Raw genomic sequence first — 20961 nt, forward strand, 5'->3', positions numbered from 1 at the left:
CCTATCAGATGGTTGAAAATGGGAAGGGCAAAAACGGGAATTATTTGGTTACTGTAGCCGATTCGATGATAACCGGCGTGGTCGGCACGTCCTGGTAGGCGGTCTTGACCTTCTTGATCTTGTCGACTACGTCGGCGCCCTTGATGACCTGGCCGAATACCGCGTAACCCCAGCCGTCGCGGCCCGGGTAGTTGAGGAATTCATTGTTGTTGGTATTGATGAAGAATTGCGCGCCAGCCGATTGCGGATCCGCGGTGCGCGCCATGGCGATGCTGTAAGGTACGTTCTTGAGGCCGTTCTTGGCTTCGTTTTCTACCTTGTTCGGCGCCGGTTTCTCCACCATGTCCTTGGTCATGCCGCCGCCCTGGATCATGAAATTCTCGATGACGCGGTGGAACACCGTGCCGTTATAGTGGCCGCTGTTTACATAGCCCAGGAAATTCTTGACTGTCTTCGGCGCCTTTTCCGGATTGAGTTCGATGACGATGTCGCCCATATTGGTCTTCAACAAGACATGGGGCTTGTCTGCAGCGCTGGCTAACGACGGGTTGCCCAGGAAACAGGCAGCCGTCAATGCCGAAGTCAACGCCAGGGTGAACGTGCGGCGGGACAGTCTAAGAGATGCTGGCATAAAAAAATCCTTCATGTAAGTGGTACCGCTTTCATGTCTCATGTGGTGTAATTTCGCTTTTCAGTAATGATATACTGCGGCGAAAAGCAACATTTTATCAAACTAAACACTGCAAAAGAGTTTTGGCGATTCAGTTGTACTGATGTCCGCACCGCAAGTGCGCGAATGGGTAAAACGGCGTGCAATATTTCTGTGCTTTAATTCTGTGCCTTATTTCTGTCGGTAGGCAGTAACTTCCCATGAGCGACCTGAAAATATATAACACGCTGGCGCGTGAGAAGCAGCCGTTTTCTCCAATCGAACCGGGCAAGGTCCGCATGTATGTCTGCGGCATGACGGTTTACGACTATTGCCATCTTGGTCACGGACGGGTGATGGTGGTGTTCGACATGGTGCAGCGCTGGCTGCGCCAGTCGGGCCTGGACGTTACCTACGTGCGCAACATCACCGACATCGACGACAAGATCATCAAGCGCGCCGTGGAAAACGGCGAGACCATCTCGCAGCTGACCGGCCGTTTCATCCAGGCCATGGACGAGGACGCGGCTGCGCTTGGCGTGCAAAAGCCGGACCACGAGCCGCGCGCCACCGCGTTCGTGCCGCAGATGCTGGCCTTGATCGAAAAACTTGAACATAAAGGCCTGGCTTACCAGGGCAGCGACGGCGACGTCAATTATTCGGTGCGTGATTTTGCCGGCTATGGCAAGCTGTCGGGCAAGTCGCTCGACGACCTGCGCGCCGGCGAGCGCGTCGACGTCAACCTGGGCAAGCGCGATCCGCTCGACTTCGTATTGTGGAAAGCGTCGAAGGAAAACGAGCCGGAAGAGGTCAAATGGCGCTCGCGCTGGGGCCAGGGCCGGCCGGGCTGGCATATCGAGTGCTCGGCGATGGCCGAGCAATTGCTGGGCCAGCAGTTCGACATCCACGGCGGCGGCCAGGATTTGCAGTTCCCGCACCACGAAAATGAAATCGCCCAATCGGAGGGCGCGCACGGCCACCAGTTCGTCAACTACTGGATGCACAACGGCTTTGTGCGTATCGATGACGAAAAAATGTCCAAGTCTTTGGGAAATTTTTTCACGATCCGCGACGTCCTGAAAAAATACGATGCGGAAGTGGTGCGTTTCTTCATCCTGCGCGCGCACTACCGCAGCCCGCTGAATTACGCCGACAGCAACCTGGACGATGCCAAGCAAGCACTGACTCGCCTGTACACCGCGCTGAAAGAGGTAGCGGGCGACGCCTTGCCGCTGGACTGGAGCGAGGCCCATGCGGTGCGCGTGGCGCAAGCCATGGACGACGATTTTAATACGCCCATGGCGATCTCCGCGTTGTTCGACCTGGCCAACGAGGTCAACAAGAACCGCTCGCAAGCAGCGGCCCGCCAGCTGAAAGGCCTGGCCGGCGTACTGGGTTTTTTGCAGCGTGCTCCTGAAGATTTTTTGAAAGGCCGCGCACTCGCCGGCAATGAAGTTGTCGGAAATGGCATTGCGCTGGCCGCTTTGTCAGAGCAAGATATCCTACTCAAAATTCAAGCTCGTCAAGCGGCAAAAATGGCCAAGGATTTTTCGACCGCAGACCTGATTCGCAAGGAACTGCTGGCCGAAGGCATCTTGCTGGAAGATAAGCCCGGCGGTCAAACCGAATGGCGAAGGGCGTAACGTAAACATATGCGTATGGAAAAAGCGACAGCGGTCGACTCCGGGCTTTTTGTGCCTTCCTATTGGGAAGACGCCAAGGCCGAGCTGATGAAGCGTGACCGTATCATGCGTAAGCTGATTCCGCAGTTCGGCGACCTGCACCTGGTTGGCCGCGGCGAGGCGTTCACCACGCTGGCGCGTTCGGTGGTTGGGCAGCAGATATCGGTCAAGGCGGCGGAATCTGTATGGCAGAAATTTCTGTTAGTCTGTCCGAAGACGACCCCGGCCCAGGTGTTGAAAGCCGGTCCCGAGCAACTTGCCGCTTGCGGCCTGTCCAAGCGCAAAGCCGACTATATCCTTGACCTGGCCGACCATTTCAAGGCAAAACGGGTCAATGCCGAGCAGTGGATGGAGATGGAAGACGAGGATGTCATCGCCGACCTGACGCAGATCCGCGGCATCGGACGCTGGACAGCGGAGATGTTTTTGATATTTAATTTGCTCCGGCCTAATATTTTGCCTTTGGATGATTTAGGATTGCTTAAGGGCATTAGTGTCAATTATTTTTCAGGGGAGCCGGTTTCGCGCAGCGATGCGCGCGAAGTGTCGGCCAATTGGGAGCCATGGCGCACCGTGGCGACCTGGTATCTATGGCGTAGCCTGGATGCGATGTCTGCAGAATATCAAGTCGTTACCGAGTAATGATTTATCAATAACTTGTTCGGTAATGATGGTTTAATCAAGGGAATAATATGAGTAAAACAACATTCCTCGGCTTCGAACAACCGATCGCCGAGTTAGATGCCAAGATCGAAGAGCTGCGTTTCGTCCAGGACGATTCGGCGGTGGACATTTCGGAAGAAATCGACCGCTTGTCGAAAAAAAGCCAGCAATTGACCAAGGACATCTACGCAAAGTTGACGCCTTGGCAGGTTTCGCAGATTTCACGGCATCCGCAGCGTCCTTACACTATGGACTATGTGAATGAAATATTCACCGATTTCCACGAGCTGCATGGCGACCGCACTTATGCCGACGACCAGTCGATAGTCGGCGGCCTGGCGCGCTTCAACGGCCAGGCTTGCATGGTGATCGGCCATCAGAAAGGGCGCGACACCAAGGAGCGCGCCTTGCGCAATTTCGGCATGCCCAAGCCGGAAGGTTATCGCAAAGCCTTGCGCCTGATGAAAGTCGCGGAAAAGTTCGGCTTGCCGATTTTTACCTTTGTCGATACGCCTGGCGCCTTTCCCGGCATTGATGCCGAAGAGCGCGGGCAATCGGAAGCCATCGGCCACAATTTGTACGCGATGGCTGAACTGAAAGTGCCGCTGATCGCTACCATCATCGGCGAAGGCGGCTCTGGCGGCGCTTTGGCGATTGCGGTCGGCGATGCAGTCCTGATGCTGCAATACGCGACATATTCGGTGATTTCGCCTGAAGGCTGCGCTTCCATCCTGTGGAAAACCGCCGAGCGCGCCGCCGATGCCGCCGATGCCCTCGGCCTGACCGCCCATCGCCTGAAAGCCGTCGGCCTGATCGACAAGATCGTCAGCGAACCGCTGGGCGGCGCCCATCGCGATCCGAAACAGATGGCTTCCTTGCTCAAGCGCGCGCTGGCCGATACGCTGCGCCAGTTCCAGGGAGTCAAGACCAAGGACCTGCTGAATGCACGCCATGAAAAACTGATGAGCTACGGTAAATTCAAGGAAGTGCTGGCTGCAGAATAGGCGTGTCGAATTCATCTACTACAAGTATCAGTGCGTACTTAGAAAACACTTTGGCGGGAATCGCACAGGCGTTCCCCGCAACTGTCTCGCAACAGCCGGCACGGCTGGCTGTGGCCTATAGCGGCGGACTGGATTCCAGCGTCCTGCTGCATGCGGCGGCACAGTACGCCGCCGCGCAAGGCGTCAAGCTGTTCGCTTTCCATATCCATCACGGCATCAGTCCCAACGCAGACCAGTGGCAAGCCCATTGTGCCGCGGCTTGCGCTGCGCTCGATGTGGCGTTCGATACGCGCCGCATCGAATTGCGCCATAGCGGCAAGAGCGGCGTGGAAGAGGCGGCGCGCATCAGCCGTTATGCGGCGCTGGGCGATTTGTGCCGCCAGCGCCAGGTTCCTTTGCTGTTGACCGGGCATCACCTGGACGACCAGGCCGAAACCGTGCTGCTGCAGCTGTTGCGCGGCTCCGGTGCCGCAGGCCTGTCCGGCATGGATCGCTGGAACACGGCGCCGACCTTGCTTGGCGATGATGAATTGCTGATGGCGCGGCCGCTGCTCAAAGTATCGCGTGCGGCGCTGGAGCAATACGCAACGGCGCAGCAGCTGAGGTATATCGAAGACGAATCCAACCATGATCCGCGTTATGCGCGCAACGCCTTGCGCCAGCAGGTGATGCCGGTGCTGGCGCAATATTTCCCTGGATTCCAGGAACGTTTCTCGCGCAGCGCGGGGCACATGCAGACTACGCAACGCCTGCTGATCGACCTGGCGGCGCAAGACATGGCGCTCTGCGCCGACGGCGCCTGCCTCGATCTGCAGCAGGTGCGCCAGCTGAGCGGCGAGCGCATCGACAACCTGCTGCGCTACTGGTTCGGCCTGCATCGCCTGCGCATGCCTTCCAGCGCCTGGCTGAGCGAAATGCGCCAGCAGCTGCTGGAAGCAAAAGCCGACGCGCAGTTATGCGTAACGCATCCCGATTGCCATATCCGCCGTCACCGCAACCGGGTGTTCCTGACGCCGCGCGACGATACCGACCGTTCCGAGATCGAGCCGCAAGCGTTTCGCTGGAACGGCGAGGCCGAGATGCGCTTCCCGCAATTCGGCGGCGTATTGCATTTCGACCAGGCAGAGCAGGGCATCGCCGCCGACTGGCTGCGCGCCCAACCGTTGCAGATTCAATATCGTTCTGGCGGCGAACGCCTCAAGCTGGCGCTGAACCGTCCCACCAAGAGCGTGAAATATCACTACCAGGCCTTCGATGTGCCGCCCTGGGAGCGCGAGCGGCTGCCTCTGGTGAGCAGCGGCAAGCAAATCCTGTTTGCCGCCGGCATCGGCATGGATTGCCTGCAGCTGGCGGCCGGGCCCGGTCCGCACGTTTGCCTGCGCTGGCAGGCTGATGAGTTGTTGTTCAGGCAAGATATCTGATTTGAGGCATAGGCGTTATCGCGCTTTCCGGCCGGTAATCCACTTGTCATAATGGGGCGTTGCAGGTAGAGTAAAGGGTTGATTTTTCTTTTATTGCACTGCCTGCTTCTAGCACCCACCTACACTCCCTATGGCTTTAATCGTCCACAAATACGGCGGCACTTCGATGGGCTCGCCCGAGCGCATCAAGAATGTCGCCAAGCGCGTCGCCAAATGGCATGACGCCGGCCACCAAATCGTCGTGGTGCCTTCCGCGATGTCCGGTGAAACCAACCGCCTGCTGGGCCTGGCAAAAGAAATTACCGCCCAGCCGGACCCGCGCGAACTCGACATGCTGGCCTCCACCGGCGAGCAGGCTTCGGTGGCCTTGCTGGCCATGGCCTTGCAAGCGATAGGCAAGCAGGCGGTGTCCTACGCCGGCTGGCAAGTTGCCATTAAAACCGATTCCGCCCATACCAAGGCGCGTATCCGTTCGATCGACGACACCAAGGTGCGGCAAGACCTGGATGCCGGCAAGGTAGTGATCATCACCGGTTTCCAGGGCATCGACGAACTCGGCAACATCACGACCCTGGGCCGCGGCGGTTCCGATACGTCGGCGGTGGCCGTGGCAGCTGCGCTGCAAGCCGCGGAATGCCTGATCTATACCGACGTCGACGGCGTCTACACCACCGACCCGCGCGTGGTGTCGGATGCCCGCCGCCTGAAGACCGTGACCTTTGAAGAAATGCTGGAGATGGCATCGCTGGGCTCGAAAGTGCTGCAGATTCGCTCAGTCGAATTTGCCGGCAACTACAAGATGCCGACGCGCGTGCTGTCGTCGCTGACCGACCCCTTAATGCCATTGGAAGAAGAAGCAATTTCCGGCACCCTGATTTCGTTTGAGGAAGACACCAAGATGGAACAAGCCACCATTACCGGCATCGCGTTCAACCGCGACGAGACCAAGATTACCGTGCTCGGCGTGCCTGACCGCCCAGGCATCGCTTACCAGATCCTCGGCGCGGTCGCCGATGCCAATATCGAAGTCGACATGATCATCCAGAATCAGTCGGTCGACGGCAAAACCGACTTCACCTTCACCGTCCCGCGCGGCGAATACAACAAGGCGATGGATGTCTTGAACGAGAAGGTCAAGGCGCACGTCGGCGCCGCCAGCATCACTGGCGACGCCAAGGTGTCCAAGGTGTCGGTGGTTGGCGTCGGCATGCGCAGCCATGTCGGCATCGCTTCGCAAATGTTCCGCACCTTGTCGGAAGAGGGCATCAATATCCAGATGATTTCAACCTCTGAGATCAAGATTTCGGTGCTGATCGACGAAAAATACATGGAACTGGCGGTGCGCGCCCTGCACAAGGCTTTTGGGCTGGAAAGCGCTTAATCGCACTGGATCGCGAAAAAAATCACGAAAAAAGCGGTTAATTTGGTGTGGCGTTATTGACCAATGCCCCATGAAAAGTTATTATTCGTGTCCTTAACGCGGCGTTGTTAAAAGCCGTTTTGAGTTTGGAGGCGTGGCCGAGTGGTCGAAGGCACTTCCCTGCTAAGGAAGCATATGGGCTTAAACCTGTATCGTGGGTTCGACTCCCACCGCCTCCTCCAAGAACATGTTCCGATTCGCTCGGAACGTACAAGAAACCGCTTCTAGCCTTGTGCTGATGCGGTTTTTTTGTTTTTGCGGCCGGTTCTTTACCGGTTATTGCTTGCTGGAGCGAACCTTGCTTTGTAAACTGGCTCTTAACAACTGTTAATGTAGTCGGCGGCCGGCCTTGAGGGAACGGCCGCATAATAAAGGTTCCATGGCACGTCATCCATCTTCGTCACAAACAGATATTCCGGCGCCTGGCGGCATTCCAGCCGTCCAGGCGGGGGGCGTAAGCTGGCGTCCCTGGCTGACCATGCTGGTGGTGCTGGTCCTGGGCGCGCTGGTCTTCAAATCCTTGCACGCGCTGCTTGCCGACGTGCACTACCGCAGCATCGTGCATGCGGTCAAGCATACGCCGCTCAACAATCTTTTATTGGCAGTGCTGGCCACCGCCGTCAGTTACCTGTCGCTGGCCGGCTACGATGTGTCGAGCTTGCGTTACGTCGGCGCCAAGGTCAAAGGGACCACCATCGGCCTGACCTCGTTTATCGCCTACGCACTCGGCAACACCGTCGGACTCGGCGTGCTGACCGGCGGCACGGTGCGCATGCGCTTGTACACGGCCAGCGGCGTCGAGGCATCCCAGGTGGCGCAAGCCATTGCCTTCAATGCCGGCGCATTCGGCCTTGGCATGACCACTTTCGGCGCTATCGGCTTGCTGTGGGGAGCGACGCAGGTGCAGGAGCTGGCGCATATCCCGAGCTCGCTGCTGCGCGCGGTGGCCTGCCTGGTGCTGCTTGGCGTCGCCGCTTTTATCCTGCTGTGCCGCATGCGCCGCGACGTGCTGCTGTTCGGGCGCTGGAACCTGCGCTTGCCGGAATCCGGCCTGGCGTTGCGCCAGCTGCTGATCTCTGCCGTCGATCTGAGCGCGGCGGCAGCTACCTTGTGGTTCCTGCTGCCGAGCGGCGTGATCGATTTGCCGACCTTCGTCGCGTTTTATGCGATAGCGATGGCGCTTGGCGTGATCAGCCATGTGCCCGGCGGCGTCGGCGTGTTCGAAGCGGTGATCCTGCTGGCTTGCGCCAACCACGCGCCCACCAGCAAGATCGCGGCGGCCCTGGTCTTGTACCGGGCCATCTATTTCCTGTTGCCGCTGCTGCTGGCGACGATCCTGCTGGCGGCATTCGAGATGCGCGCCGGCGTTGCCGCACCGGTGGCGCGCGCGGCGGTGAAATTGTCGCCATGGCTGCTCACGGCATTGACCCTGGTGACCGGCACCATGCTGCTGGTGTCGGGCGTAACGCCGGCCACCCGCCACGCGGAAGAACTGCTGCGGCTGCATGTGCCCTTGTTCGTGGTGGAAGCATCGCACCTGATCGGCAGCGTCGCCGGACTGGCGATGCTGTTCCTGGCGCGCGGCCTGCTGCACCGGCTCGACGCCGCCTGGTGGGCCTCGCTGGTGCTGACGGTGATCGCCGGCATCCTGGCGCTGCCCAAGGGCATCGCCATTTCTGAATTCATCGTATTGTTCCTGCTGGCCTCGCTGCTGGTGATTTCGCGCAAGCAGTTTGACCGGCGCTCATCCTTGTTTTCGCAGACCTTCGAGCCTGGCTGGCTGATCGCGGTTGCCTGCGTGCTCACCGCCTGCGGCTGGATACTGCTGTTCGCTTACCGCGACATCGACATTGCCGACCGCATGTGGTGGCAATTTGCATTTGACGACTACGCGCCGCGTTCGATGCGGACCTTGATGGTTGTCGCCATCATGGCGTTGGGCCTGGGCCTGTGGCAATTGTTCCGGCGTTCTGCCGGCGTCGCCGAACGTCCCGCCGAAGAGGAGTTGCTGCGCGCCGCCGAGGTCGTGCGCAAGCAGCCCGCGGCGGATGCATGCCTGGCTTTCATGGGCGACAAAAGCCTGCTGTTTTCCGCCTCCGGCAACAGCTTCATCATGTTCGCCAAGCACAACCGCTCTTGGGTTGCGTTATCCGATCCGGTCGGCGACCAGCGCGAATGGTCGGAGCTGATCTGGCGTTTTATCGAACTGGTTGACGGTCATGGCGGCCGGGTCGCGTTCTACAAGGTGCGCCCGCAATCGCTGCCGCTCTATCTCGACGCCGGCCTGCGCGTGTACAAGCTGGGCGAAGAGGCTTATGTGCCGCTCGATCAGTTCAGCCTGCAAGGGCCGCGCCGCGCCAATCTGCGGCATGGCGTCAATCGCGCCGAGCGCGAAGGCCTGAGTTTCTCGATGCTGGCGGTGGAACAGTTGCCGCCATTGATGGACCAGCTCAAGGCCGTCTCGGACGCATGGCTGGCCGACCAGGACACGCGCGAGAAGGGTTTTTCGCTGGGCAGTTTCGACGAGGCTTACATTGCGCGGCAGCCGGTTGCGGTAATCCGGCGCGAGCAAAAAATCATCGCTTTCGCCAGCCTGATGTGTCCGGACGTCTTGCGGATCGAAGCCGCCGTCGACCTGATGCGGCAATTGCCGGATGCGCCGCCCGGCACCATGGAATTCCTGTTCTCGCAGCTGATGCTGCATTTCAAGGAACAGGGCTACCAGCGCTTCGGGCTGGGCATGGCGCCGATGTCAGGCATGAAAGACCACCAGCTGGCTTCACGCTGGCAGCGCTTCGGCCGCATGTTGTTCATGCACGGCGGACGTTTCTACAATTTCCGCGGCCTGCGCAATTTCAAAGACAAGTTCGACCCGGTGTGGGAAGCACGCTACCTGGTGAGCAAGGGCGGGCTGGCGCCGTTGTTCGCCTTCACCGATACGGCCGCGCTGATCAGCGGCGGCCTCAAGGGAGCCATCAGTAAATGAAGCAGAGAATGATTTGCCTGGCGCTGTGCGCGATGGCGTGCCTCGGCAGCAGCGCGCGCGCAGGCGACAGGCATCACAGCGTCAGTCATGGCCGTTTCAAGAGTGTGGAAATCTACCAGCCGGCGGGGCCGGTGAATGGCGTCGTCCTGCTGTTGTCGGGCGACGCCGGCTGGAGCCAGGGCGCAGCCGAGAAGGCGCGTGCGCTGGCCGAACAAGGTGCTTTGGTGGCAGGAATCAGCACGCCGCAATTATTCGCCAGCCTCAATGCCGACGGCGGCGACTGCGCGTTTCCGGACGGCGACCTGGAAAACCTGAGCCGCTTCGTGCAGGCTTATGAAAAAGTGCCGGGATATTATCCGCCGTTGCTGGTGGGAGAAGGTTCCGGCGCCAGCTTTGCCTATGCAATGCTGGCGCAGGCGCCTGCCGGCACTTTCGGCGGCGCCGTCTCGCTCGGTTTTTGTCCTGCCCTGAGTTTGCGCAAACCGCTGTGCAAAGGCGAAGGCGTGCGTTTCAAGGCACGGGCAAAAGGCCAGGGCGTGGACCTGCTACCGGTTTCCCGGTTGCCTGCCGCATGGCGGGTTTTGCCGGATGCGCAACCGCCCGGTGCAGCCCGTTGCGAGGCTGGCGTTACCCGCGCATTTGTCGCCAGTGTCGGCGGCGCTGAACTGATCCAGGCAGCAGGCCAGGATGGACTGGCGCAGCTGAAGTCGGCCTATTCCAGCCTGAATGCAAAACAAGCGGTGGCGGTGCAGGCGCCGCCTGCCGCGGTGTCCGATCTGCCGGTGGTGGAGGTGGCTGCGCTGGCGCCGCCCGGGCGCAACCAGGATGCCGGCACCATGGTGATCCTGATCAGCGGCGACGGCGGCTGGGCCGGCATTGACCGCGACGTGGCAAACGCATTGTCCAAGCGTGGCGTGCCGGTGGTCGGCATCGATTCGCTGCGCTATTTCTGGAGCGCCCGCACGCCGGCATCGACCGCAAAAGACGTTGAGCGCCTGATGCAGTTCTACATGGCGCGCTGGAAAAAGGACAAGGTCGTGCTGATCGGTTATTCGCAAGGCGCCGACGTCTTGCCTTTTGTCGGCAACCGCCTGTCGGGCAAGGCGCTGGCGTCGGTGCCGCTGGTAGCAATGATGGGCCTGGGGAAAAAAGCCGATTTCCAGTTCCATCTGACCAATTGGGTCAGCTCCAGCAATGACGGCTTGCCCATCCCGCCCGAAGTCGCGAAGCTGCCGGCCGGGCTGGCGATGTGCATCTACGGTAGCGAGGAAACCGATTCGGCCTGTCCGAGCCTGGACGCCAGCCGCGTCAAATTGCTCAAGCTGAGCGGCGGCCATCATTTCGACGGCAACTACGAACGCCTGGCCGGCCTGATTCTTGACGCCGCGCGCAAGTAGCGTTGCGGGCAGCTGCAATATCCGATTGATGAATATCTGGTATCACGACAATCAAGCAGACTGCCATGCTGCAGTGCGATATAGTGCTCCTGTCTCCTCCAACACCTCTCAAGGTTTGGATTCAGCCCGCAACGGAAGTTAGCGGGCTTTTTTTTGTCCAAAAATCATCTGCTGCAAAGCAGCGCCGGCCGGCCGATACCCAAACACGTATCTGAAACAGAAAATAATTCATTTGAAACCGGCTGGTTTCCGTCCTAGGATGGTCGCGCCTTTCGAACGTTTTATCTATCTAAAAACATAAAAACGGAGACAGCATGAAAATGACACGCAGAACGGTATTGGGTGCGGCGCTTTGCCTGGGACTGGGATTCGGAATCGCTGCCAGCGCCTATGCGGAAAAGCCGCTGGTGCTGGGTTTTTCCCAGGTTGGCGCCGAAAGCGAATGGCGCACCGCGAACACCGCGTCGATCAAGGATGCGGCGAAACAGGCCGGCGTGACGCTCAAGTTCGCCGACGCCCAGCAAAAGCAGGAAAACCAGGTGAAGGCGATTCGTTCCTTTATTGCGCAAAAGGTCGATGTCATTGCATTTTCCCCGGTGGTCGAGTCGGGCTGGGACACTGTCTTGCGCGAAGCGAAAGCCGCCAAGATCCCGGTCATCCTGACCGACCGCGCAGTCGACGCCAGCGACAAATCCCTGTATGTGACTTTCATCGGTTCGGATTTCATTGAAGAAGGCCGCCGCGCCGGACGCTGGCTGCTGGAACGGGCCAAGACCATGCCCGCCGGCGACATCAATATCGTTGAATTGCAGGGGACAGTCGGTTCCGCTCCCGCCATCGACCGCAAGGCGGGTTTTGCAGAAACCATCGCCGCCAACCCGAAACTGAAAATCATCCGCTCGCAAACCGGCGACTTCACCCGCGCCAAGGGCAAGGAAGTGATGGAAGCCTTCCTCAAGACCGACGGCAAGAAAATCAATGTCCTGTACGCGCATAACGACGACATGGCGATCGGCGCCATACAGGCCATCGAAGAAGCCGGCCTGAAACCGGGCAAGGACATACTGGTGATCTCGATCGATGGCGTCAAAGGCGCGTTTGAAGCGATGATGGCAGGCAAGCTCAACGTCACGGTCGAATGCAGCCCGCTGCTGGGGCCGCAACTCATGAAGGTCGCGAAACAGGTGCTTGCCGGCGAGACCGTTCCCAAGCGCATTACGACCGAGGAGAGCGTGTTTCCGGCCGAGGTGGCAGCCAAGGAATTCCCGAACCGCAAGTACTAAGGTTTTCTACGAAAGGCGGCGGGCGGGTCGCTCGCCGCATCGGGCATGCCTGGTCAGACGGCATGGCTTCGCGTGAGAAATTCGGGATCGCAAGCGGATGAATAAAACAGCAACAGGCGCTGCCGGCCAGGCAGCGGACGGCGTTGCACCGACGCTGGAGCTCAACGGCATATACAAGGCATTCGGCGGCGTCAAGGCGCTGAGCGATGTCGCTTTGCGGCTGTATCCAGGCGAAGTCCACACGCTGATGGGGCAAAACGGCGCGGGCAAGTCTACTCTCATCAAGGTATTGACCGGCGTCTACGCGCCCGACAGCGGCGAGATCCGGCTCGACGGCAGGATCGTGCAGCCGTCCTCCACCCATGACGCGCAAAACCTCGGCATCAGCACCGTGTACCAGGAAGTCAACCTGTGCCCGAACCTGTCGGTCGCCGAAAATATCTTTATCGGCCGCTATCCGAGAAAGTATGGCGGCATCGACTGGAAAGCCATGCAGCAGCAGGCGCAACGCTTGCTGGGCGACCTGCAGATCCATATCGACGTCACCGCGGCGCTGGCCAGGTATCCGCTGGCGATCCAGCAAATGGTGGCGATTTCACGCGCCCTGAGCGTCTCTGCCAAAGTCTTGATCCTGGACGAGCCGACCTCCAGCCTGGACGAGGCCGAAGTGCGCTTGCTGTTCGACGTTTTGCGCAAGCTGCGCGGGCAGGGCATGGCGATCCTGTTCGTCACGCATTTCCTGGAGCAGACCTACGAGATCTCCGATCGCATCACGGTATTGCGCAACGGCGTCCTTGAAGGCGAATACCAGGCCAGCGCGCTGAGCCGTTTCGAGCTGGTGAACAAGATGGTCGGCACGCAGCCGCAGCCTGGCAAGGAAAGCGCCGGCGGGGATAAAGAGGCGCGCGTACCGGGCAGCGGCGAGATCGTGCTGCAGGCGCGCGGGCTGGGACGCAAAGGAATACTCGCTCCGCTCGACCTGGACTTCCGCGCGGGAGAAGTATTCGGACTGTGCGGCTTGCTGGGCTCCGGCCGCACCGAGGCTGCGCGCTTGCTGTTCGGCGCGGACAAGGCCGACAGCGGCAGCATCCGCATGAAAGGAGAGCCGGGCCGTTTCAACTCGCCGCGCGACGCCATCGCCGCCGGCATCGGTTTCTGTTCCGAAGACAGGAAAGCCGAAGGCGCAATACTGGAACTGTCGGTACGCGAAAACATCATCCTGGCGCTGCAAGCGCGCGCCGGCCTGCTGCGGGTGATTCCGCGCAAGCGCCAGCAGGCGATCGCCAGCGATTACGTCAAATGGCTGGGCATCAAGACGCCGGATATCGACACACCTATCAGTTCCCTGTCCGGCGGCAACCAGCAAAAGGCCCTGCTGGCGCGCTGGCTTGCGACCGATCCGGCCATGCTGATCCTGGACGAACCGACGCGCGGCATCGACGTGCGCGCCAAGCAGGAGATCATGGACCATGTAATCGCTTTGTGCCGCAAGGGCATGGCGATATTGTTCATTTCTTCCGAAATCCCCGAGGTGCTACGCTGCAGCGACCGCATGCTGGTGCTGCGCGACCGCGAACCCTGCGGTGAATACTTGCGCGGGGAACTCGACGACGAATCGGTATTGCAAGTGATCGCCGGAGAGTGCGAATGAGTATTCCATTGAATCCCGATCCGTTGTCCGGCGCCAGGCTGCAAAGCGACAGCGGGCCGGCGCTGGCGGTGCGCTTGCGCGTGCTGCTGCGCAATCCCTTGCTGCGGCCGCTGGCGGCGCTGGCGCTGCTGCTGGCGCTTGATTTTTTCATGATCCCGGGGTTCTTCCGGCTTGAATGGAAGGACGGCCACCTGTATGGCAGCCTGATCGATATCGTCAACCGTGCCGCACCTTTGATACTGACGGCGCTCGGCATGACGCTGGTGATCGCGACACGCGGCATCGACATCTCGGTGGGCGCAGTAGTCGCCATCTCCGGCACGGTTGCCGCGATGCTGATCGGCGGCACCATGGAAATGCACAATGGCGTGCCGGAATATGCCAGCCGTATCCCGATGGTGTGGGCGATTGCCGCCGCCATGGGAGCGGCGATCCTGTGCGGCGTCTGGAACGGTTTCCTGGTCGCCACGCTTGGCTTGCAGCCGATCATCGCGACCTTGATCCTGATGGTCGGCGGGCGCGGCCTGGCGCAGCTGCTGACCGACGGCCAGATCATCACCGTGTATTACAAGCCGTTTTTCTATATCGGCAGCGGCTATCTGTTCGGCTTGCCGTTTTCCCTGTTCATCGCCATCGGCGTATTCCTGGTTGTCGCGCTGCTGATGCGCAAGACCGCGCTCGGCCTGTTTATCCAGTCGGTCGGCATCAACCCGGTGGCGGCGCGCCTGGCCGGCATCAGGACCGCTGCGCTGATATTTTTCGTGTACATGTTTTGCAGCGCCTGCGCCGGCGTTGCCGGCCTGATGATCAGTTCCAACATCAAGAGCGCGGACGCCAACAACGCGGGCTTGCTGCTGGAACTGGACGCCATCCTCGCGGTGACGCTGGGCGGCACCTCCCTGGCCGGCGGCAAATTCAGCCTGGTCGGCAGCGTTATCGGCGCCTTGATCATCCAGGCGCTGACCTACACGATCTATTCGATGGGCGTGCCGCCGGAGGTGAACATGGTGGTGAAGTCGATCGTGGTGTTCGCGGTCTGCCTGTCGCAATCGCCGGAGTTTCGCGGCCTGGGGGCTGGATTGTTTAGCGGCGCTGCGCGCTCGCGTTCTGATAACGGTAAAAAACCATGAAGCTTGTCCGCCAGTCGCTGTCCTCGCCTTATTTCACGTCGCTGGCGACCGTCGCCCTGCTGGCCGTGATGTTCGCCCTCGGGTCGTTCGCCTACACCGGCTTCTTTTCCTTGCAGGTGGTGCTGAATCTCTTGATCGATAATGCTTTCCTGCTGGTGATCGCGATCGGCATGACCTTTGTCATCCTGTCCGGCGGCATCGACTTGTCGGTCGGATCGGTGCTGGCCCTGACCACCATGATTTCCGCCTACCTGCTGCAATCGTGGCACTGGCCGCCGCTGCTGGTGATTGCCTGCGTGCTGCTGATCGGCAGCGCGTTCGGCGCATTGATGGGAGCGCTGATCCATTTCTTCAAGCTGCAGGCTTTCATCGTGACCTTGGCCGGGATGTTCCTGGCGCGCGGACTGTGCTACCTGATCAGCATCAATTCGATCACGATCGACCAGCCCTTGTATGTAACCTTGTCGCAGGCGCGCATCGGCATTTTCGGCGCCTTTGTTTCGCCTAGCGTGGTGATCGCCATGCTGATGCTCGCATTGGCCATCTATATCGCCCATTACACGCGCTTCGGACGCGCGGTTTACGCCATCGGCGGCAACGAACAGTCGGCGCTGCTGATGGGATTGGCGGTAGGGCGCACCAAGGTGATGGTTTATGCCTTCAGCGGCTTTTGCGCGGCCCTGGCCGGGGTCCTGTTTTCGTTCTACATGTTGTCCGGCTATGGCTTGCATGCGCAAGGCACGGAGCTGGACGCGATTGCAGCGGTAGTGATCGGCGGCACCTTACTGACCGGCGGTTATGGGTACGTCGCCGGGACCTTGACCGGCGTGCTGATCCTGGGGCTGATCCAGACCTTGATCGCATTCGACGGCACCTTGAGCTCGTGGTGGACCAAGATCGTGATCGGCGTGCTGCTGTTTGTGTTCTGCATGGCGCAGCGTTTGATGTCCCTGGGAGCCGCCGGCAGCGCGTCCGCCACGCCTGCCACTAAGCCTGCCGCCGCGGCGGCGTAAGCGCGTCAAATCAAAAAAACCCGATTTCTTGTATCCTGATACGCTTGCTGTCAATCGCGCGGCTCTTGGCCCGCGGGCAGGCGTATTTTCGGAGATGATGTTGGCGCAGAAAAAAATCCAGGCCGTGTACATGCGCGGCGGTACGAGTAAAGGCGTGTTCTTCCATAAGGACTGGCTGCCGGCCGATCCGGTGCTGCGCGACCGCGTATTGCTGCGCGTGATGGGCAGCCCGGATCCCTACGGCCAGCAAATCGACGGCATGGGCGGCGCAACTTCGAGCACCAGCAAGGTTGTGCTGGTAAGCCCGTCCGCGCGCACCGGCTGCGATGTCGACTATCTGTTCGGACAGGTGGCGATTGACAAGGCGATGATCGACTGGTCAGGCAATTGCGGCAACCTGACCGCTGCAGTCGGTCCGTTCGCCATTGCACAAGGACTGGTGGCAGGGGTTCCGCGCGATGGCATCGCCATGGTCCGTATCTGGCAGGCGAACATTAATGCAAAGATCGTCGCCCATGTGCCGGTGCGGGATGGCGCCGTGGCAGAAGAGGGTGATTTTGAGCTGGATGGCGTTACCTTCCCGGCGGCCGAGATCAAGATCGAATTTCTGGATCCGAGCGGAGAGGGAGATGACGACGGCGCCGGCGGCATGTTTCCAAGCGGATCGCCGGTCGACGTGCTGGAGGTGCCCGGCGTCGGCCCGGTCGAGCTGACCATGATTAATGCTGGCAATCCAGCTATCTTCGTGGACGCGGCGACGCTCGGGCTGGCAGGAAACGAACTGCAGCGCGACATCAATGGCAACCAAGAGCTGTTGCAGAAAGTGGAAACGATCCGCGCCCACGCCGCCGTGCGCATGGGATTGGCAAAGAGCGCAGAGGAAGCAAGCCAGCTGCGGCCGCATACGCCCAAGCTGGCTTTCGTTGCGAAACCAACCGGCTATGTAGCATCGAACGGCAAGCATATCGATGCCGCCACGCTGGACATCAACGCGCGCATCTTTTCGATGGGAAAACTGCACCACGCCATGACGGGGACCGGAGCGATTGCGATTGCCGTCGCCGCGGTGATTCCCGGCACCGTCGTCCATCGCCTGATGACGGGCCAGGCGAACGGCAAGGTCCGGTTTGGCCATCCTTCCGGCAGCCTGGCTGTCGGGGCCGAGGCAGAGCAGCGCGACGGCGCCTGGGTGGTCACCAAGGCAGTCATGAGCCGCAGCGCACGCCGGCTGATGGAAGGCGTAGTGCTCGTACCGTCGGCCGTTTCTCTATCTGATGCTTAAATACCGGTCCTGTGGGCCGTAAATATCAGCCTGAGTCCCAGCGCCGCTATGGCGCTGGCGGCGACACGGTCGATCCAGGTCTTGGCGCGTAAATAAAGTTCGCGCGGCCGTTTGCTGGAAAAGCACAAGGCGACGACCGCATACCAGCCGGCTTCAACCGCAAAAACCAGCGGCGGCAGGGCGAAGTAACACCAGAGCGGCGGGTGCTGGGGCAGCAAGGCCGCAAAGATGCTGCCATAGGCGACGGCGGTCTTCGGATTGCTCAACTGCGTACTGAGGCCGACCCAGAAAGACTTACGCACGTTTCCCGTGTTTGACGCCTGCTTGTTCTCAAGGGCAAGCGGAGCCGAGGCGCCCCGCCAGATCTTGGATGCCAGGTAAATCAGGTAAAGGCCGCCGGCGATTTTAAGGCCCATGTAGAGCCATCCCACGGTTGCCAGCAAGGTATACAGTCCGACCAGCGCAATGCCGCTGAAGAAAACGCCGCCGATCCCCATCGCGGCAGCTGTCGCCAAGCCGTCACGGCGCGACAGGCCGATGGAATGTCTGGCAACAATGACAAAACTCGGACCCGGGCTCATCGCCCCGATCAATAACGCGGCAAGAATGGCTGCGATGGCGGCTGACGGGCTCATTGGCGTTTCTCCTTAAGCTAAAGGTCGGGAATCCTGATTAATGAAAATATACACGTCCTGTCCGATCGGCGCTGTAACCGGCGAGAGGCTGAGCGAGCCGGTGAACGGAGAATGCATATTCCTCTTGATTTTTTTGGCGGATGCAAAGATATTCGACACTCATCGGTGCTATCAAAAGGCATGCCGCCATTTCAAGCCAAAAGGCAGCAGCGGCGGCGCAAAAACAAAGTGCAGGACGCGCCTCCTGCTTTGCCCGGATGCTTTCGATGATGCGTGCAGCAGCAGTGGTTTCATCAGCATTGCGCCGCCACGCTCGACGGGGCAGGAAATTTCGCCGATGCGATCGCGTTCAGCCAATGCAGCCTGGCTGGTGAGCCGCCCCATTTTGTGAGAGCCAGGGACAACGCGCAACGGCCCGTCGCCGAGACCGCATTCATCGATATGAAACCGTACCGCAACCATTTCCTGGAGAACGCTGTCGGGCGGCTGGACAAAAATGGCGCCTTCTTTTTCGGCCCATCCGGTGAGCGCAGGATGTTCAATTTTTTCCCGCACCGCTATGCTGAGATCCTGGTGAACGGGGACGAGCCAGTTCTGGTCTTTCGATTTTTCAAACAGGTTGCACTGTACCGCGGCCGTTGCAACTGAAAGAAACGGGGCAACCAGCCGATGCGCGCGAATCGTTTTTGCCAGATCCGCACACCATGCATGCTCGATTAAATTCCGGGTGCCGACGCCGTCCGGGTTGAGCTTTGGAATAATCGCTTCGAGCTGAGCGCCGAGCTCATGTCCCGATAGCGGACCGGTGACCAGAAAACCGTCATCTTCAAATTTTTCCGGGGTTATTTTGAGGTTGCCGGATTCTGCGCTAACGACAGCAGCTTGTGTGACTCGGTCCATGCATCCTCTATGAAATCTGGTTTCCTGCTTTCGGCGGTGATGGATGTATTTAGCTAGTTTATGCTCTCGACGCCGATACGGATTTTTTCAATATCTACGGTATTCATATATTTCGGAATATTTTTCCAAAGAGAATGATATCCGTAGCCGCCATCGGTGAGTTCTTTCAGTGCTTCTTGCCTGGTCCAACCCTGGAATACGACACGGTACATGGCGGTGACAACCCCGGTCCGGTCAGCGCCGTGCCAGCAATGCAGCAGCACCGGCCCGTCCTGAGCGCCGGCACGTATGGCGCGCAAGGCGGCAATGATGTTTTTATCGCTGATTGACCAGGTGTTGATGCCGACCTGCACCGTTTTGATGTCCGTATTTTCAAGTAATTCCTCGTCCGAATGAAACGAACGCAGGTTGACCACCGTTTTGATGCCGAGCGCATTGAGTGTTTTGATGTCTTTCGGCTGTAATGCAGCGCTGCGGTAGAAATTTTTGTCAATCAGATAGAGATTGGCGGAGGCATCAACCGGTTGAGCCCATTCCGGTTTTCGAACGGACGCGTGTGCCAGCTCTGCTTGCGCATATGGAGTAAAGGCGAGCGCCAATTGGACCAGCACGGCAAATTTGGCTAAACGTTTAAAGAAGTGGCGTGTCATTGATTACCGTTCTTGGTTATTGGCGTTCCTGAGGCGATCGCATATAGCCGAAGTATATCTTGAGGCATTTGTGGATGCCCATTTGTGCGACAGCGGATAAAATGCCGTTTGCCTATACCTGACAGGATTGCCTCCCATGAATATGTTCCTTCGCCGGCTGTTGCCGTGTCTCGTTGCTTGCTCATTACCTGCGCTGCCGGCCAGCGCCGATACCACCGTGCGCTCACTGAGCCAGGTGCGCGGCGCCATCAAGACCGCCGACGCGCGTGCAGCTTTCGATCGAGAGATGAGTGGCGCACCGGCGCCAGATGGATTCGGCCAGCAGCTGCCGGGCGGCTTCACGAAGGATTTCCTGGCCTTGCAGCTCGCGCCGGGAAGAGATCCGAAGCGCCTGCTGCTGGCCGGCGCAAAACCATGGCCGCAACGGCCGGGCATGTATGTGGGCGTGGTATGCCTGGCAGCGTCGCCCGGGCTCGCCGTAGGCGCTATGAGATATCCGGTGAGTGACTGCAAGGGGTTTGACGACAATGCGGATAACGAGATCTGGTTCGGCGTGTTCGAGCGTGGCGCTGACAATGTGCCGCGGCTTGTGGCCCGCACCGATGCCCCGGTCACGGTCCCGACTGACTGGAGCACTGCCGGCAATATCGATACTCCGCAAGTCATTGGCTCCGAAGATGGCAAGGGGCCGGCCGCGGGCTTGCCGGAGAGCTGGCAGCGTTTTGACCTCGCGCCTTATCTGCTGCGGAACGGCGATTATGCGTTCGGCGTTCGAGCAGGCTGGTTCGAAGGCTACGCCGGCGGCGGCGCCTCGTTTGAAGCCCTGTATCTTTTTCACATTGACGGCAAGTCGCTGCGAGTCGTATTTGCGCAGCCGATGATGTTCAACAAGATGATTGCCGGCGATTGGCACAAGGACGGTACGCGCAGCCATGATGTGTCGGATGGCAGCAACTCGCTCGTGGTCCTCTCTAGCGCTACCGACGGCTTTCACGATCTGCAGTTGCGCGAGAAGGGCGGGAAGTCGCGGCAGACATTTCGCTGGTCGGAGGCAATGAAGTTTTATCAGCCGGAGTAATGCGATTTCGCCGCTATAAACAAGGGGTGTTTTGCGAAACTGTCCAGTCCTAAAATAGGTTGACAGGTTTTATTGCAACAGAGACGCCCGATGCACCGCATCGGGCGTTTTGTATTT

At 59.7% G+C, this 20961-nt stretch carries 17 protein-coding genes and 1 tRNA gene; 14 read left to right on the forward strand and 4 right to left on the reverse strand.

Annotation, left to right across the window (positions count from 1 at the left end; translation table 11 throughout):
* Nucleotides 1–40: 40 nt before the first annotated feature.
* On the reverse strand, nt 41–631 hold the full coding sequence (locus AC07RZ_RS19880) for a peptidylprolyl isomerase (RefSeq protein WP_144736577.1): 591 nt from the start codon (nt 629–631) through the stop codon (nt 41–43).
* Nucleotides 632–870: 239 nt separating this feature from the next.
* Between AC07RZ_RS19880 and cysS the strand changes: the two genes are divergently transcribed.
* The 13 genes from cysS (at nt 871) to prpF (ending at nt 17581) form a co-directional block, all read left to right on the forward strand.
* Complete coding sequence (gene cysS, locus AC07RZ_RS19885; RefSeq protein WP_144736575.1) at nt 871–2292, forward strand: cysteine--tRNA ligase; 1422 nt, start codon at nt 871–873, stop codon at nt 2290–2292.
* Between the two features lie 15 nt (nt 2293–2307).
* Nucleotides 2308–2973: a DNA-3-methyladenine glycosylase family protein gene (locus AC07RZ_RS19890; RefSeq protein ID WP_494669253.1), complete on the forward strand. Its 666-nt coding sequence runs from the start codon at nt 2308–2310 to the stop codon at nt 2971–2973.
* 50 nt (nt 2974–3023) lie between these two features.
* Nucleotides 3024–3998 (forward strand): acetyl-CoA carboxylase carboxyltransferase subunit alpha, encoded by a 975-nt coding sequence (locus tag AC07RZ_RS19895; protein ID WP_014006318.1) that lies wholly within the window; start codon nt 3024–3026, stop codon nt 3996–3998.
* 50 nt (nt 3999–4048) lie between these two features.
* Nucleotides 4049–5419 carry a tRNA lysidine(34) synthetase TilS gene (tilS, locus tag AC07RZ_RS19900; protein ID WP_494669254.1) on the forward strand — a complete coding sequence of 457 codons (1371 nt, stop codon included), beginning with the start codon at nt 4049–4051 and terminating at the stop codon, nt 5417–5419.
* Nucleotides 5420–5549: 130 nt separating this feature from the next.
* Nucleotides 5550–6800, forward strand: coding sequence for an aspartate kinase (locus tag AC07RZ_RS19905; protein WP_494669255.1), 1251 nt, complete (start codon nt 5550–5552; stop codon nt 6798–6800).
* Between the two features lie 127 nt (nt 6801–6927).
* Nucleotides 6928–7021: transfer RNA gene (locus AC07RZ_RS19910), tRNA-Ser, on the forward strand.
* Nucleotides 7022–7218: 197 nt separating this feature from the next.
* Nucleotides 7219–9825, forward strand: coding sequence for a bifunctional lysylphosphatidylglycerol flippase/synthetase MprF (gene mprF, locus AC07RZ_RS19915; protein WP_494669256.1), 2607 nt, complete (start codon nt 7219–7221; stop codon nt 9823–9825).
* Nucleotides 9822–11222 (forward strand): AcvB/VirJ family lysyl-phosphatidylglycerol hydrolase, encoded by a 1401-nt coding sequence (locus tag AC07RZ_RS19920; protein ID WP_494669257.1) that lies wholly within the window; start codon nt 9822–9824, stop codon nt 11220–11222. Before mprF ends, AC07RZ_RS19920 begins: the two co-directional genes overlap by 4 nt.
* Before the next feature lie 314 nt (nt 11223–11536).
* A complete protein-coding gene (locus AC07RZ_RS19925; RefSeq protein WP_144736564.1) occupies nt 11537–12505 on the forward strand; it encodes an ABC transporter substrate-binding protein in 969 nt (322 codons plus the stop codon).
* A gap of 97 nt (nt 12506–12602) precedes the next feature.
* Entirely contained in the window at nt 12603–14156 is a 1554-nt protein-coding gene (locus tag AC07RZ_RS19930) for a sugar ABC transporter ATP-binding protein (RefSeq protein WP_494669258.1), read from the forward strand.
* The gene (locus AC07RZ_RS19935) at nt 14147–15286 is read left to right on the forward strand and encodes an ABC transporter permease (RefSeq protein ID WP_494669259.1); all 1140 of its coding nucleotides are present in this window, start codon (nt 14147–14149) and stop codon (nt 15284–15286) included. Before AC07RZ_RS19930 ends, AC07RZ_RS19935 begins: the two co-directional genes overlap by 10 nt.
* Complete coding sequence (yjfF, locus tag AC07RZ_RS19940) at nt 15283–16299, forward strand: galactofuranose ABC transporter, permease protein YjfF (RefSeq protein WP_494669260.1); 1017 nt, start codon at nt 15283–15285, stop codon at nt 16297–16299. The genes AC07RZ_RS19935 and yjfF overlap by 4 nt, the downstream gene beginning before the upstream one ends.
* A gap of 94 nt (nt 16300–16393) precedes the next feature.
* Complete coding sequence (gene prpF, locus AC07RZ_RS19945; RefSeq protein WP_494669261.1) at nt 16394–17581, forward strand: 2-methylaconitate cis-trans isomerase PrpF; 1188 nt, start codon at nt 16394–16396, stop codon at nt 17579–17581.
* Here prpF and AC07RZ_RS19950 read toward each other — a convergent pair.
* The 3 genes from AC07RZ_RS19950 to AC07RZ_RS19960 form a co-directional block, all read right to left on the reverse strand.
* The gene (locus AC07RZ_RS19950; RefSeq protein ID WP_494669262.1) at nt 17578–18216 is read right to left on the reverse strand and encodes a LysE family translocator; all 639 of its coding nucleotides are present in this window, start codon (nt 18214–18216) and stop codon (nt 17578–17580) included. The genes prpF and AC07RZ_RS19950 overlap by 4 nt on opposite strands.
* Nucleotides 18217–18387: 171 nt before the next feature.
* Nucleotides 18388–19116: a phytanoyl-CoA dioxygenase family protein gene (locus AC07RZ_RS19955; protein WP_494669263.1), complete on the reverse strand. Its 729-nt coding sequence runs from the start codon at nt 19114–19116 to the stop codon at nt 18388–18390.
* Nucleotides 19117–19169: 53 nt separating this feature from the next.
* Nucleotides 19170–19766, reverse strand: coding sequence for a tyrosine-protein phosphatase (locus tag AC07RZ_RS19960; protein ID WP_494669264.1), 597 nt, complete (start codon nt 19764–19766; stop codon nt 19170–19172).
* 136 nt (nt 19767–19902) lie between these two features.
* On the opposite strand from AC07RZ_RS19960, the gene AC07RZ_RS19965 reads away from it, so the two are divergent.
* On the forward strand, nt 19903–20844 hold the full coding sequence (locus AC07RZ_RS19965) for a hypothetical protein (RefSeq protein ID WP_494669265.1): 942 nt from the start codon (nt 19903–19905) through the stop codon (nt 20842–20844).
* Nucleotides 20845–20961 lie beyond the last annotated feature (117 nt).

Source organism: Collimonas sp. GW821-FHT07E08 (genome assembly GCF_059418905.1).